This is a genomic window from Syntrophobotulus glycolicus DSM 8271, from assembly GCF_000190635.1.
Taxonomy (GTDB): Bacteria; Bacillota; Desulfitobacteriia; order Desulfitobacteriales; family Syntrophobotulaceae; genus Syntrophobotulus; species Syntrophobotulus glycolicus.
In genome coordinates this window covers 386,923-401,668 of sequence record NC_015172.1, presented here as the reverse complement: position 1 = coordinate 401,668, position 14,746 = coordinate 386,923, and the positions used below count along the sequence as shown (strand labels likewise).

Annotated in this window: 13 protein-coding genes and 1 other annotated feature; all 13 genes read right to left on the bottom strand. The window is 43.7% G+C overall.

Going from position 1 to position 14,746, the window contains the following annotated elements:
* Positions 1-9: 9 nt before the first annotated feature.
* Positions 10-426, bottom strand: coding sequence for a 30S ribosomal protein S12 (gene rpsL / locus SGLY_RS02030; RefSeq protein ID WP_013623624.1), 417 nt, complete (start codon positions 424-426; stop codon positions 10-12).
* A 75-nt stretch (positions 427-501) separates the two neighbouring features.
* Entirely contained in the window at positions 502-753 is a 252-nt protein-coding gene (locus SGLY_RS02025; RefSeq protein WP_013623623.1) for a L7Ae/L30e/S12e/Gadd45 family ribosomal protein, read from the bottom strand.
* A 66-nt stretch (positions 754-819) separates the two neighbouring features.
* Positions 820-4,311, bottom strand: a complete 3,492-nt coding sequence (gene rpoC / locus SGLY_RS02020; protein WP_013623622.1) for a DNA-directed RNA polymerase subunit beta' — start codon at positions 4,309-4,311, stop codon at positions 820-822.
* A 45-nt stretch (positions 4,312-4,356) separates the two neighbouring features.
* A complete protein-coding gene (gene rpoB, locus SGLY_RS02015; RefSeq protein WP_013623621.1) occupies positions 4,357-7,749 on the bottom strand; it encodes a DNA-directed RNA polymerase subunit beta in 3,393 nt (1,130 codons plus the stop codon).
* Positions 7,750-8,118: 369 nt separating this feature from the next.
* Positions 8,119-8,499: a 50S ribosomal protein L7/L12 gene (gene rplL, locus SGLY_RS02010; RefSeq protein ID WP_013623620.1), complete on the bottom strand. Its 381-nt coding sequence runs from the start codon at positions 8,497-8,499 to the stop codon at positions 8,119-8,121.
* Between the two features lie 60 nt (positions 8,500-8,559).
* Positions 8,560-9,084 carry a 50S ribosomal protein L10 gene (gene rplJ / locus SGLY_RS02005; RefSeq protein ID WP_013623619.1) on the bottom strand — a complete coding sequence of 175 codons (525 nt, stop codon included), beginning with the start codon at positions 9,082-9,084 and terminating at the stop codon, positions 8,560-8,562.
* Between the two features lie 18 nt (positions 9,085-9,102).
* Positions 9,103-9,258: a sequence feature (ribosomal protein L10 leader region), on the bottom strand.
* Positions 9,259-9,292: 34 nt separating this feature from the next.
* Complete coding sequence (rplA, locus tag SGLY_RS02000; protein WP_013623618.1) at positions 9,293-9,988, bottom strand: 50S ribosomal protein L1; 696 nt, start codon at positions 9,986-9,988, stop codon at positions 9,293-9,295.
* A gap of 68 nt (positions 9,989-10,056) precedes the next feature.
* On the bottom strand, positions 10,057-10,482 hold the full coding sequence (gene rplK / locus SGLY_RS01995) for a 50S ribosomal protein L11 (protein WP_013623617.1): 426 nt from the start codon (positions 10,480-10,482) through the stop codon (positions 10,057-10,059).
* 52 nt (positions 10,483-10,534) lie between these two features.
* Positions 10,535-11,062 carry a transcription termination/antitermination protein NusG gene (nusG, locus tag SGLY_RS01990; RefSeq protein WP_013623616.1) on the bottom strand — a complete coding sequence of 176 codons (528 nt, stop codon included), beginning with the start codon at positions 11,060-11,062 and terminating at the stop codon, positions 10,535-10,537.
* A gap of 35 nt (positions 11,063-11,097) precedes the next feature.
* The gene (secE, locus tag SGLY_RS01985) at positions 11,098-11,337 is read right to left on the bottom strand and encodes a preprotein translocase subunit SecE (protein WP_013623615.1); all 240 of its coding nucleotides are present in this window, start codon (positions 11,335-11,337) and stop codon (positions 11,098-11,100) included.
* 41 nt (positions 11,338-11,378) lie between these two features.
* On the bottom strand, positions 11,379-11,528 hold the full coding sequence (rpmG, locus tag SGLY_RS01980; protein WP_013623614.1) for a 50S ribosomal protein L33: 150 nt from the start codon (positions 11,526-11,528) through the stop codon (positions 11,379-11,381).
* Between the two features lie 104 nt (positions 11,529-11,632).
* On the bottom strand, positions 11,633-12,493 hold the full coding sequence (locus tag SGLY_RS01975) for a YitT family protein (RefSeq protein ID WP_013623613.1): 861 nt from the start codon (positions 12,491-12,493) through the stop codon (positions 11,633-11,635).
* 196 nt (positions 12,494-12,689) lie between these two features.
* Positions 12,690-14,609, bottom strand: a complete 1,920-nt coding sequence (locus SGLY_RS01970) for a [Fe-Fe] hydrogenase large subunit C-terminal domain-containing protein (RefSeq protein WP_013623612.1) — start codon at positions 14,607-14,609, stop codon at positions 12,690-12,692.
* Positions 14,610-14,746: the final 137 nt, after the last annotated feature.

Sequence of the window (14,746 nt, the reverse complement as noted above, 5' to 3'; positions counted from 1 at the left end):
ACCATACAATTATTTTTTAGGTCTTTTAGAACCGTACTTGGAACGGCTTTGGCTTCTGTTCTGAACACCTGTTGTATCAAGTGCGCCACGAACAATATGGTAACGTACCCCAGGAAGGTCCTTAACACGGCCTCCGCGAACCAGAACAACGGAGTGCTCCTGTAGATTGTGGCCGATACCCGGAATATACGTTGTAATCTCAACTCCATTGGTCAGGCGAACACGAGCTACTTTTCTGAGAGCGGAATTCGGTTTCTTCGGTGTTGTTGTATAAACCCTTGTGCAAACCCCTCTCTTTTGTGGAGAACCACCTGAAGGAAACTGTCTGCGTTTCAGAGAATTATACCCCCACTGTAATGCAGGCGCAGTGGATTTTGTTGTCATCACTTCTCTGCCTTTACGAACAAGCTGGCTAATTGTCGGCATCTTCACACCCCCTTTCTCATTAATCAATCAGGAAAATACCCGATTTACAACATTTTCTCATTCTCACATTCAGCACTATTTTTCTTGCACCGCTGCAACCGCGGCACCAACAGCTATTCCGCATATTTTCCCAAGTTCGGACATTGTCTGTACTTCTTTGACTTCCAGTCCTTTGATCCTGCAGAGTTCAACTATTGGCTGAAGAAGACCGGCATCAGCGTCTCTCGCAACGTAAACATAACTGACACCGCCCTTTTCTAAAGCACGTTTAGTCTGTTTGATTCCAACAACTCTGTTGTTTTCCTTTTTCAAAGATTCGTCAAGCATTTCCGGAATGCTTTCCTCCTCTCTTAAAATCAGACTTTACTATTTTAACAGTCGCTATTTTCAATGTCAAGATTGATCTGAATCAAGTGCATATACTATTTCATCCTGGTTTACCGCCGGCAAGGTATCCTCCGCTTCCTCATAAACCTTAATATTGCGGAACTTCGACATCCCCGTTCCAGCCGGAATAAGCTTGCCGATAATCACATTTTCTTTGAGTCCGATCAGAGGATCAATTTTCCCTTTGATTGCCGCTTCAGTAAGAACTCTGGTTGTCTCCTGGAATGATGCGGCCGAAAGGAATGAATCAGTGGCCAGAGAAGCCTTGGTTATCCCTAAGAGTACCGGACGGGCTGTCGCCGGTTCTCCGCCTTGTGCTTCCACTAAAGCGTTTTCTTCCTCAAACTCAAAGATGTCGATCAGTCCCCCCGGTAAAAGACCGGTATCCCCCGCATCTTCAACTTTGACCTTGCGCAGCATTTGTCTGACCATGACTTCGATATGTTTATCATTAATATCCACCCCTTGAAGTCGATATACTCTTTGAACTTCACTGAGCAGATAAAGCTCAACACCGGCCATTCCCTTAATTTCCAAGGTATCGTGGGGATTCACACTGCCTTCGGTCAGCTCGTCTCCGGGAGAAATCACTTGTCCTTCTTTAACTTTCAGCCTCGAACCGAAAGGAATAGAGTAAACCTCATGTTCTCCGCTTTCTGTCATGACATCAACTTCGCGGCGGCCCTTAATTTCCTTAATGGAAATTGTCCCTCCGACCTTAGAGATGATGGCCTGCCCTTTAGGTTTGCGGGCTTCAAATAACTCTTCAACCCTCGGCAAACCCTGGGTAATATCTTCCCCTGCCACACCACCGGTATGGAAAGTACGCATTGTCAGCTGTGTTCCAGGTTCGCCGATTGACTGGGCCGCAATGATCCCTACCGCTTCCCCAATCTCAACCTTGCGGCCTGTTGCCAGGTTACGTCCATAGCATTTCTTGCACACGCCATACCTGGTCTTACACGTGAGCACCGATCTTATCTCGACTCTCGAACAAACCTCGACAATAACTTTTGCCTGTTCTTCACTGATTTCCTCATCAGGTGTAGCCAGAACCTCACCTGTTTCCGGATGTCTGAGTTCCCTGACGACATATCTTCCTACCAGACGTTCTTCCAGTTTCTCAATCATTTCCGAGCCTTCTTTAATGTCTTCAACATTAATTCCCCGGTCAGATCCGCAATCTTCCTCGCGGACGATCACATCCTGGGAAACATCAACCAATCTTCTGGTCAGATAACCGGAGTCCGCCGTTCTTAAGGCTGTATCTGCCAAACCTTTACGCGCTCCATGAGAGGAAATGAAATACTCTAAAACAGTCAGCCCTTCACGGAAATTCGCTTTAATCGGAATTTCAAAGGTACGACCCGAAGGGTCAGCCATGAGTCCGCGCATCCCCGCCAGCTGACGCAGCTGTTGAACATTACCGCGGGCTCCGGAATTCGCCATCATAAAAACAGGATTGAATTTATCCAATGAATCCATCAAGGCCCTGGTCACTTCGTCATTGGCCTTTGTCCATATTTCAATAACCAAATTGCGGCGTTCTTCATCAGTAATCAAACCGCGGCGGTATTGTTTTTCTGTATTGGTTACCTCTTGATCCGCCCTGGACAAAATTCCTTTTTTTGCTTCAGGCACCTGAATATCATTGATCCCAACCGTAATACCGGCCCGAGTAGAATACTTATAACCCAAAGACTTGATTCCGTCCAGTAACTCCCCGGTTTTCTCATACCCGCCGATGCGGAAAGTTTTTGCAACGATACCGTCAAGCTTTTTCTTTGGCACCAGTTCATTGATATAGCCGACTTCTTCAGGAATGACTGTATTAAAGATTAATCTTCCCGGGGTCGTTTGTAATAATTCCCCATTTCTACGAACAGTGATCATTGCATGAAGATCAACTGCTCTGGAGTTGTAAGCCAGGATCACTTCGTCCTGATTGCTGAAAACTTTGCCTTCACCTTTTGCTCCGGGCCTTTCCAAAGTGAGATAATAACAGCCAAGAACCATATCCTTGGTTGGGGAGGCCACCGGACGTCCATCTTTAGGATTAAGGATATTGTGGGCCGAAAGCATCAGCAGCCTTGCTTCGGACTGGGCTTCCGCAGACAATGGAACATGCACGGCCATTTGGTCACCATCGAAGTCGGCATTATAAGCCGTACAGACAAGAGGATGGATTTGCAGAGCTTTACCTTCAACCAAAATAGGTTCAAAAGCCTGAATTCCTAATCTATGCAGGGTCGGAGCACGGTTTAATAGCACAGGGTGCTCGGAAATAACCTTTTCCAAGACATCCCAAACCTCCGGTCTTACTCTTTCGACCATTCTTTTCGCACTTTTAATATTATGGGCATAACCTTCATTGACCAAATTCTTCATCACAAAAGGTTTAAACAATTCCAGGGCCATTTCTTTAGGCAACCCGCATTGATGGAGCTTGAGCGTCGGTCCGACAACAATAACCGAACGGCCCGAATAATCAACACGTTTGCCAAGAAGGTTCTGACGGAATCTGCCCTGCTTTCCTTTAAGCATGTCACTTAAAGATTTCAGCGGCCTGTTACCGGGACCTGTTACCGGTCTGCCCCGGCGGCCATTATCGATCAGGGCATCTACCGCTTCCTGCAGCATGCGCTTTTCATTACGGACAATAATATCAGGAGCCCCCAAATCGAGCAGTTTTTTCAAGCGGTTATTTCTGTTGATCACCCTGCGATATAAATCATTGAGATCTGAAGTGGCGAATCTGCCGCCATCAAGCTGGACCATTGGTCTGAGCTCGGGAGGAATAACCGGAACGACATCCATAATCATCCATTGCGGATGGTTGTTGGATTTCTTGAATGCCTCCACTACTTCCAAACGACGAATAGCCCTGATTTTGCGCTGTCCGGATACTTCCTTGAGCTCAGTTCTCAGTTCTTCATTCAATTTGTCAAGGTCGATTTCCCGGAGAAGTTCTCTGATTGCTTCCGCGCCCATCTCAGCTTTAAATATATTGCCGTATTTTTCTCTGGCTTCCCTGTATTCAGTCTCGGTCAGAAGCTGTTTTTTCATCAGAGAAGTATCCCCGGAGTCAATGACGATGTACGAGACAAAATATAGTACTTTCTCCAAAGAACGCGGCGACATATCAAGCAAAAGGCCCATGCGGCTGGGGATGCCCTTGAAATACCAGATATGGGATACAGGGGCGGCCAATTCGATATGCCCCATCCTCTCTCTTCTGACCTTTGATCTGGTGACTTCTACTCCGCATCGGTCACAGATAATGCCTTTATAGCGCACTCTCTTATATTTCCCGCAGTGGCATTCCCAGTCTCTGGTCGGTCCAAAGATCTTTTCGCAGAAAAGACCCTCTCTTTCGGGTTTCAATGTGCGATAGTTGATGGTCTCTGGTTTTTTGACCTCCCCGTATGACCATTTGCGGATCATTTCAGGGGATGCCAGACCTATACGCATCCTGTCAAAATTATTTACATCAAGCACGCGTTTTCTCTCCTTTCGCCTGTCAACCGGATATTACAGTCTAGCTTATTCATCAAGATTATTGTCATCCACATAATTGTCGTCTTGTACCAATTCTTCAGCTAAATCCTCAACAAAATCATCGTTTAACTCACTCGTCTCTTCACTGAAGCCGTCTCCTTCCAGACCTTCCTCATCATAGGCCTGCCCAATATTTTCCGAATTTTCATCAATAAAATCCATCCCCAGTTCCTGGGCTACTTGAGCGACATCTTCATCAGCATCTCTGATTTCTATTTCTTCATTTTCCTCGGAAAGCACAGAAACATCCAGCCCTAAGCTCTGCAGCTCCTTAATCAGAACCTTGAACGATTCCGGCACACCGGGTTCAGGAATATTCTCCCCTTTAACAATTGCCTCATAGGTTTTAACACGTCCCACGACATCGTCGGATTTCACTGTCAGTATTTCCTGCAAGGTATAGGCCGCGCCATATGCCTCCAATGCCCAAACTTCCATCTCTCCAAAACGTTGTCCGCCAAACTGAGCCTTACCACCGAGAGGCTGCTGTGTGACGAGAGAATAAGGACCGGTAGACCGCGCATGAATCTTATCATCAACAAGATGATGCAGTTTCAGCATATACATATAACCAACCGTTACTTCATTATCAAACGGCTCGCCTGTACGTCCGTCATAGAGAACAGATTTCCCACTATCAGGCAAACCTGCTTTGACTAATGTTTCAATTACATCATCTTCGCGGGCACCGTCAAATACGGGTGTGGCAATGTGCAAACCTAAAGCTTTGGCCGCCCAGCCAAGATGAGTCTCCAGAACCTGCCCGATATTCATTCGGGATGGAACACCCAATGGGTTTAATACGATTTCAATCGGAGTGCCGTTTGGCAGGAAAGGCATATCCTCCTGGCGCATAATCCTGGAGATAACCCCTTTGTTGCCGTGCCTTCCCGCCATTTTATCCCCGACAGAGACTTTTCTTTTTTGAGCAATATAAACTCTGACCAGCTGATTGACCCCGGGGGCCAGTTCATCACCGTTCTCCCTCTTAAAGACCTTGACATCGACGATCTTGCCCGCTTCACCATGCGGAACTCTGAGGGAAGTATCCCTCACTTCTCTGGCTTTCTCACCAAAGATGGCCCGCAGAAGCCTTTCTTCCGCCGTAAGCTCCGTTTCTCCTTTTGGCGTAACTTTGCCTACAAGAATATCTCCGGGACGAACTTCCGCCCCTATGCGAATTATCCCTCTTTCATCGAGATCTTTTAAAACATCCTCGCCGACATTGGGAATATCGCGGGTTATTTCTTCCGGCCCGAGTTTGGTATCACGCGCATCTGCTTCATATTCCTCGATATGAATAGAAGTGAAGTAATCTTCTCTGACCAGTTTTTCGCTGATCAGAATGGCATCTTCGTAGTTATAGCCTTCCCAGGGCATAAAAGCAACCAGGACATTGCGTCCAAGTGCAAGCTCGCCATTATCGGTTGAAGGGCCGTCAGCGATAACCTGTCCTTTTTCCAAAACATCGCCTTTTTTTACAATAGGACGCTGGTTGATGCACGTTCCCTGATTACTGCGCAAATATTTCAATAACCTGTACTTATCCAAGGTTCCTTCATTATTGCGAATAATGACCTCATCTGCCGTTACTCTGCTGACCGTCCCCGATTTCCTCGCCAAAATACAAACTCCGGAATCAACAGCGGTTTTATACTCCATCCCGGTTCCAATATAGGGAGCATCTGTTTTCAGAAGCGGTACGGCCTGTCTTTGCATGTTGGATCCCATCAGCGCCCTGTTGGCGTCATCATGCTCCAAGAACGGAATCAACGCTGTCGCAATGGAAACCATCTGTTTTGGCGATACATCCATATACTGCAGGCTGGTTGCCGGCACAAGAACAAAATCTTCACCCCGGCGGGCTTCGATCTTATCTGTCAAAAATTCTCCAGTTTCCTCGTTGATCGGCGCATTAGCCTGAGCAATAATATATTTTTCTTCTTCATCAGCAGTGAGATAGTGAATCTCATCCGTTACTCTCCCGCCGGCTACTTTTCGGTAAGGAGCCTCAATAAATCCATATTCGTTAATCCTTCCATACGTGCTTAAAGACCCGATCAAGCCAATGTTAGGACCTTCAGGAGTTTCAATCGGACACATGCGGCCATAGTGGGAGTGATGCACATCCCTGACCTCAAACCCGGCTCTTTCTCTGCTTAAGCCCCCTGGTCCAAGCGCACTCAGACGTCTTTTATGGGTAAGCTCAGCCAGCGGATTGGTCTGATCCATAAATTGAGAGAGCTGGCTGCTTCCAAAAAATTCTTTGATTGCGGCGACTACGGGACGAATATTGATCAGGACCTGAGGTGTAATCCCCTCAACATCCTGAATCGTCATTCTTTCGCGAACAACCCTTTCCATTCGGGAAAGGCCTATTCTAAACTGATTTTGCAACAGCTCGCCTACTGAACGCAGCCTTCTGTTGCCCAAGTGGTCAATATCATCCCGGTGTCCTTCTCCCTTCATGATTTCCAGAAGACGGGCAACCGCCGCAATGACATCACCTTTGGTCAGATTACGAACATGACTTTCCACATCCATGTTCAGTTTTTTATTTAGTTTATAACGACCGACTTTAGCCAAGTCATATCGTTTAGGGTCAAAGAATAAAGATTCTAAAAGAGATCTTGCACTATCAACCGTAGGCGGTTCGCCCGGACGCAGCCTCTTATATATTTCAACAAGGGCCTCCTCTGTCGATTCTGTATTATCCCTTTCCAACGTCACTTTGATATTCTCGTCTTCCTCAAACACTTCCACGATCTGAGAATTGGTTGTATAGCCCAAAGCTCTGATCAACACCGTAGCAGGAAGCTTACGCGTCCTGTCCACTCTCACAAAAATATTATCATTAATGTCTGATTCAAATTCAAGCCATGCACCCCTGTTCGGGATAATCGTCGCACCATATAGTGTCTTTCCGCTGGCATCCTTTGTTTCGGAGTAGTATACCCCCGGAGACCGCACAAGCTGACTGACGATAACCCTTTCTGCACCATTAATAATGAATGTGCCTTTTTCGGTCATCAAGGGAAAGTCTCCCATGAAAACTTCCTGTTCTTTAACCTCGCCTGTTTCTTTATTCATCAGACGAACTTTCACACGTAAAGGAGCCGCAAAGGTTACATCTCTTTCCTTGCATTCCTCAACCTCATATTTAGGCTCACCAAGGCTATAATCAATAAATTCTAATACGAGATTTCCTGTAAAATCCTGAATAGGGGAAATGTCATGAAACATTTCTCGCAATCCCTCGTCCAAAAACCACTTATAGGAATTCTGCTGAAGTTCAATAAGATTAGGCATGTCTAGAACTTCTCGTAGCCTGGAATAACTCCAACGTTCACGGGTACCAACTTTAACTGGATAAACCATTTCCTGCTCACCCTTCCAGCGTTTTTTCCCAGCAAGTTATATATTTAGAAGTGACTAATTAAACTCACGCGGAGAAAGCAGATATCAAGACAACCAAAAGCAAGGCTTCTAACCAAAACCTCGCTTCTTCGTCTATGGAACTACCTCAAAAAAATGAGATACAAACTTCCACCATATTATCTCCCAACAATCAAGGATATGTAGATATCTAGCTATAAGACATTTACTAATATTATCAAAACATTGATTGATTGTCAAGGAAAATTTTAAGTTTTTCAGTAAAATAAACACAAGGTGAATTGCAAAATCAAAAAAATAAAAAAGATGCTTTTCCGTTTTTCGAAAAAGCATCTTAAAATATAAGATAAATTACTTTACTTCGACAGTAGCGCCGGCCTCAGTAAGCTTAGCCTTAATTGCTTCCGCTTCGTCTTTAGCGACCTTTTCTTTAACAGGTTTTGGTGCATTGTCAACAAGGTCTTTCGCTTCCTTGAGTCCGAGACCGGTAACTTCCCGAACAACTTTGATGACATTGATCTTGGCCGCACCCGCACTAGCCAGGATAACATCGAATTCCGTTTTTTCTTCAGCAGCAGGAGCAGCCCCGCCGGCAGCAGGAGCAGCGGCTACAACAGCGGCAGGAGCAGCTGCGGTAACACCAAATTCTTCTTCGAAAGCTTTTACTAATTCAGCAAGTTCCAACACGGTTAAGCCTTTCACGGCTTCTAAAATTTCAGCAGTTTTAGACATTTTAAAAATCCTCCTTAAAATAATACCAACATATTGGTATGAATAAAATAATGAATTTTTCTAAGCTTGAGATTCTTTCACCTTACGCACTTCTTCCAATGCATAAACCATTTTGCGAATCGGACCCTGAAGGACATTGACAAGGCCAGAGATAGGAGCCTGCATTCCTGCAAGTACCTGGGCAAGAAGAACCTCTCTGGAAGGAAGAGCAGCCAAGTCTTTAATCTTATCCGCCCCAACGACCTGTCCTTCAACCACACCAGCCTTAATCTGAAGCTCTTTATTTTTCTTCCCGAACTCTATCAGGATCTTGGCCGGAGCAACAGGATCAGCAGAGAAGGCTACCGCAGTCAAACCTTTAAGATAAGGGTCGAGGCCCTGCAAGCCAATTTCATCCGCTGCTCTACGTACCATTGTATTTTTAAGAACACGGTATTCTATACCTGCCTGACGCAGCTCGACTCTAAGTTTAGTCACTTGTGACACTGTCATTCCCCTATAGTCAGCAAGCACTACACCTGATGATTCCTGTAACTTTTCTTTAATCTCGTCAACGATCTTTTGTTTTTCCTCATAATTCGGCATCTAACGCACCTCCTTCCAACCGGTAATCAAAAAACCTCCGCTTTCATGCAGAGGTTTGTCAATGTCATAATCAGAGCAATATCAAAAGACTTCTAATCAAAACAAAGCACCACCTCGGCAGGACATTAAGCTAAATGAAGCACCTACTGTCTTAAGCGGAAATATTTTATTGTCACCTGGTCTATTTTAAACCCTGAAAGCGCTTAAATCAAGCAAGAACTTTCAAAGGGTTAATTTTCACGCCCGGTCCCATCGTGGAAGATACCGTTACACTTCTGACATACTGTCCTTTAGCGGCAGCAGGTTTAGCCCTTGCAATAATATCGGCGATGACCTTATAGTTATCCAACAATTGATCTTCACTAAAAGAAACCTTACCGATAGGAGCATGGACAATACCGGCTTTGTCGGCACGATATTCGATTTTACCCGCTTTGATTTCTTTCACTGCTTTCTCAACATCCACAGCTACCGTCCCAGTCTTTGGATTGGGCATCAGTCCTTTAGGACCAAGCAGCCGGCCAAGTCTACCTACCAACCCCATCATATCGGGGGTAGCGACAGCAACATCGAATCCGAACCAACCCTGCTGGATCTTTTCAATCATATCTTCGGCTCCAACAAATTCCGCCCCTGCAGCTTCCGCTTCTTTGGCTTTCTCCCCCTTAGCAAAAACCAAAACTGTCTGGCTTTTACCTGTTCCATGAGGAAGCACCACGGCTCCACGAATCTGTTGGTCAGCATGACGGGTATCAATACCTAATTTAAACGCAATCTCTACCGTTTCATCAAATTTAGCTTTAGCATTCTTTTTCACCGTCGTTAGAGCTTCTTTTGGTTCAAATAAAGCCTGACTGTCATAAGTCTTGACTGCATCCTGATAATTCTTGCCTCTTTTCGGCATAATCATTTACCTCCTCGTGGTTAAGCGGGATCTAACCCTCCCACATTTTTTGCCCCTTTGGACAAAAACTAATCTTTGATTTCGATTCCCATGCTGCGCGCGGTTCCCTCAACCATACGCATTGCCGCTTCGACACTGGCCGCATTCAAATCGGGCATCTTCAGTTCTGCAATTTCCCTGACCTTATCCCTGCCGACCTTAGCAACTTTGTTCGTATTGGGCTGGGCAGATCCGGAATTAATATTGGCCGCTTTCTTTAACAGAACCGAGGCCGGCGGAGTCTTTGTAATAAAACTGAAAGAACGGTCTTCATAAACAGTAATCTCCACAGGAATGATCAACCCTGCCTGATCTTTCGTTCTTTCATTATACTCTTTACAGAAAGCCATGATATTAACACCATGCTGGCCGAGTGCCGGTCCAACCGGAGGTGCCGGGTTTGCTTTACCTGCATTGATCGCTAATTTCACTAAACCTACAACCTTTTTTGCCACTTCTTACACCTCCTTATCTTGGTAATGCCGTCTTGGACTTCATCATTTATATTCAGTCAAGTTTTTGAACTTGCCCAAACTCCAGTTCTACAGGTGTCTCTCTTCCAAACATGGAAACAGAAACCCTGACTTTGGCTTTTTCCTCCAAGATTTCTTGAATCACACCTATTGTGTCTTTAAACGGACCTGAAATAACTTTGACTGACTGTCCCACATTGACGTCAATCTTATGGCGTACCTTCTCCAAGCCCATTTGACGCAGGATATTGGCTACCTCGTGCTCCAACAAAGGAAGAGGTTTGCTTCCGCTCCCAACAAACCCGGTTACTCCCGGAGTATTGCGAACAACATACCAAGAATCATCAGTCATATCCATTTCCACAAGAACATACCCAGGAAAAACTTTGCGTTTGGAAATTTTCTTTTTCCCGTTTTTCACTTCTATCTCATCTTCCATGGGGACGAGTACTCTAAATATCTTGTCTTCCATGTTCATGGATTCAACACGTTTTTCCAGATTCGTCTTAACCTTGTTCTCATAGCCGGAATAAGTATGAATAACATACCAGTTCTTAGACATTGTCCGAAGGCCCCCTCAATATAATCCAGCAGCTTTTATTTCAGAATACTGGTCAGAGAAAAAGTAAGCATACTGTCAACGATCCAAATAAGCACAGCAAATATACCTACAGTAACAAAAACCACGCCTGTATACACCATCATTTGCTTACGAGTAGGCCAGTGCACCTTTTTCAGTTCATTCCAGACTTCACGAAAAAACACTGTTCTTGCCTTGAACTTATTCGTAAAATTACTGATAAAGCCTGTGGATTCTGTCTTTTTTGCCACTGCCATTCAATCACATCCTTATTACAGATAAACAAAACGCAAAACAATTATTTGGTTTCTTTATGAGTGGTATGAGTCTGACAGAATTTGCAGTATTTTTTGATTTCTATACGATCCGGATCATTTTTCTTATTCTTTATTGTCTGATAGTTTCTGTTCTTGCATTCCGTACAAGCCAAAGTAATCGCAACACGCATTTATGAACACCTCCCCAGCAATAGCTTGACTACTATTTTTGCTAGTCGCACAGACTAATTTAACACAAATTCAAATCCTTTGTCAAGAAAGACTGAAGCATAAATTAGTGAATTGCCTTTTTCTTTAATTGTCCCCCCACGACTTCATGCACATCACTTATTGTCACAAATGCATTTTCATCGATTTCATCAATAATCGACTTCAGTTTAGAAATTTCCAATCGGGTAACGACTGAATACAGGATCCCTTTCAGCTGACCCGTATATGCTCCTCTTCCCTCAATAAAAGTTACTCCCCTCCCTAAACGGGCCAGGAGAACCTCCGCTATTTCTTCGGTTTTTTCGGATACGATCATCACGGCCTTCGATTCTTCCAAGCCTTCAATTGTGATATCGATAACTTTGTAAGCGACAAAATAAGCAATCAGAGAGTACATGGCTCTATCCCAGCCGAATACCAACCCCGCACTGCTTAAAATGACGATGTTAATAATCATGACGATCTCGCCAACCGAAAAACTCGTTTTTTTGGAAGCTACGATCGCTACAATTTCCGTTCCATCCATTGATCCTCCATAGCGTACAACCAGACCTACTCCCATCCCCAGAATAAAACCGCCAAACACTGTTGCCAGCAAAGTATCTTGAGTCAACTGCGGTACTGGATGAAGCACAGTAACTGCTATAGCCAGAACGGTAATTGAAAACAAAGTAGAAAAAGCAAACGTCTTGCCAATTTGCGTATATCCAAAAATCAAAAAAGGAATATTAAGGAAAAATAGGAAAATCCCCAAAGGAAGATCGCTCAAGAAACTGGCCATAATAGAAATCCCCGTTATCCCACCGTCTATTATGGCATTAGGGACTAAAAAAATTTCCAGACCAACCCCGGCAAGAGATGCCCCTAAAAAAAGAAAACTATATCTCTTTATAATTTTAAACAGCTTTTTTTTATTTTTTGTCATTCTATCACTCTTCATATCTTTATATAATCAATTTTACAGCGTGAATACACTTTGTTTTTTCACTTACTCAATGCCCACAGATAAATTATAACAGAAAAATTTATGATTTTAAAATTCCAGCTGTAAGAAAGTGAAAAAGAGAACATAGCAAACGATTTCCAAATCATAGCTATGTTCCCCTTTGAACCGCTAAAGCTTAACTGAACTGGTTATTCTCGACCATGGTTTCTACCGCCGCCAAAATACTCTGCCCGGTAGAAGTGATTTGTTCACCTGATTTCAAAGCATCAGAAATTTGATTGCTGACATCATTCATCTGTTTCCCTAGTTCTACCGCGACATCAGAGATCTCCTTAAGAAGCAGAAGCATGATTTCTTCATCATTTATCGTAGACTTGACAACCTGTCCCGATTGTTCCGCCAGCTTTTGTACCTCTTCAGCCACAACTGCGAAACCCCTGCCATGCTCACCGGCGCGTGCTGCTTCAATAGCCGCATTCAGAGAAAGCAGATTGGTCTGATTTGCGATATCGACAATCTGCTTGGACGCATCGACAAAGCTCTTCAGTTTATCGTTCATCTGATCAATTCTTTCCTTAAGTGCGGAAGCTGTCCTGACGGTTTCTTCAGCTCGGTTCGTAATCCCTGTTAGTGTTCTGGTGCTTTCTTCATTCGCTGTTCCGAGTTCTGTCAAAGAGTCCTTGATGATATTAACATTTTCTTTCAGTTCGTTGGCTTTGTTTAAGCGCTCATTGCTTAGATGCTCAATCTCCTCCAACATGGCATTGGTCTCATTATTCTTTACCGTCTCCGCAAGAACCTTGTTTCTTGTATAGTCCATACAGTTCTCAACAATATTTATCCCGTTAAACACATCTACAACCAGATCATAACAGGTATTACATCCACATGCGGTACAATTAATATTACATGCTGCCTCATCATTTTTATACATTGATTTAAAAATCTGTTCTGCTTCGCTATCTGAAGGGATTCTCTTCGCAGGCACTGCTCCATCCTTGTCATACTCCCGGACAAAATCGTCCAGTTTCAGTTCTTTATCAAACTTTTCACCAATCCAGCGGAACTTTTTGGTTAAACGCCCCTTTGTATTCTTATCAATGGTTTCAGTCTTCATTTGATTAAACTTATGGTCGATATCATCAATCATTTTACGATCGGCACATGCCGCAGACCCAATATTACATCCCTGAGAACAGTTAAGGATGTCCACAACCAGAGGCACAGGCTTTTGGTTGTGGATCCGCTCCTGATAATGGTCTAAATACTCATAGGCAATTTCAGTTCCTTCTATTTGTTTAACCCAGGCATGATCAATCACCGCTTCTATATTCTCTTTCAGGCCACCCGGCCTGCTGTATAAGAAGCCAAGGGACAAATCAATAAAATCAAAATCCTTATCTTCAAAGCTGTTCATCGCCAGCCCATTGTCTTTCATGTATTTTTCAATATTTTTATATGTAACATTATAGGATATGATCCCATTCGTTTTTTCCATTTCATTTTTCTTCGCTATGCAAGGCGAGAGAAACGCAATACTTGAAGAGATCTTTTTATATTTTCTTAAATAGATTGCCGTACACATCATTGGACTGTGAATAGGCGAAAGATAATTTAACAGCCCCGGTTTATACTTTTCCACATATCCGACGATGGCGGGACAAGGCTGGGCGATAACTGAGGTCAGCTTTTTTTCTTTAATCGCTTTTAAATAAGCCCAGGTCGTTATATCCGCCCCAAACGAAACATCATAAATATATTCAACTCCCCTGGCCTTCAGAAAGCCAAATATTTTTTTATAATCCTCAAAATTCGTACGTACTGCGGGTGCTGAGATAACAGTTATTTTTTTACCGTTCTTTAAATCGGCAAAGAAGGCTTCCGTATCATCGTAGAACTCTCTTGCTTCATGATCACAAACTTCAATACATTCACCGCAATTGATGCATAGCTCGGCTTGAACCTTGACTTTAATCTTCCCCTCCTCGTCAGCATAAGCAACATTGGCATCCACCGGGCAATGCCTTATACACTTATTACATCCCTGACATTTTTCTTCGTGAGTATTGACCAAGTCCGTTAATCTTTCTCCCATTGTTTTTTCTCCTTTGTTCATATTCTTTATTTTATTTCGTTATTACATCTTATTTTTAATTTAAAATTAGTTTAAATTTATCATGAAGGAGATTAATCATTTCCATTGGGAAGCTTTTGTCAGAATTGTTTTATAGT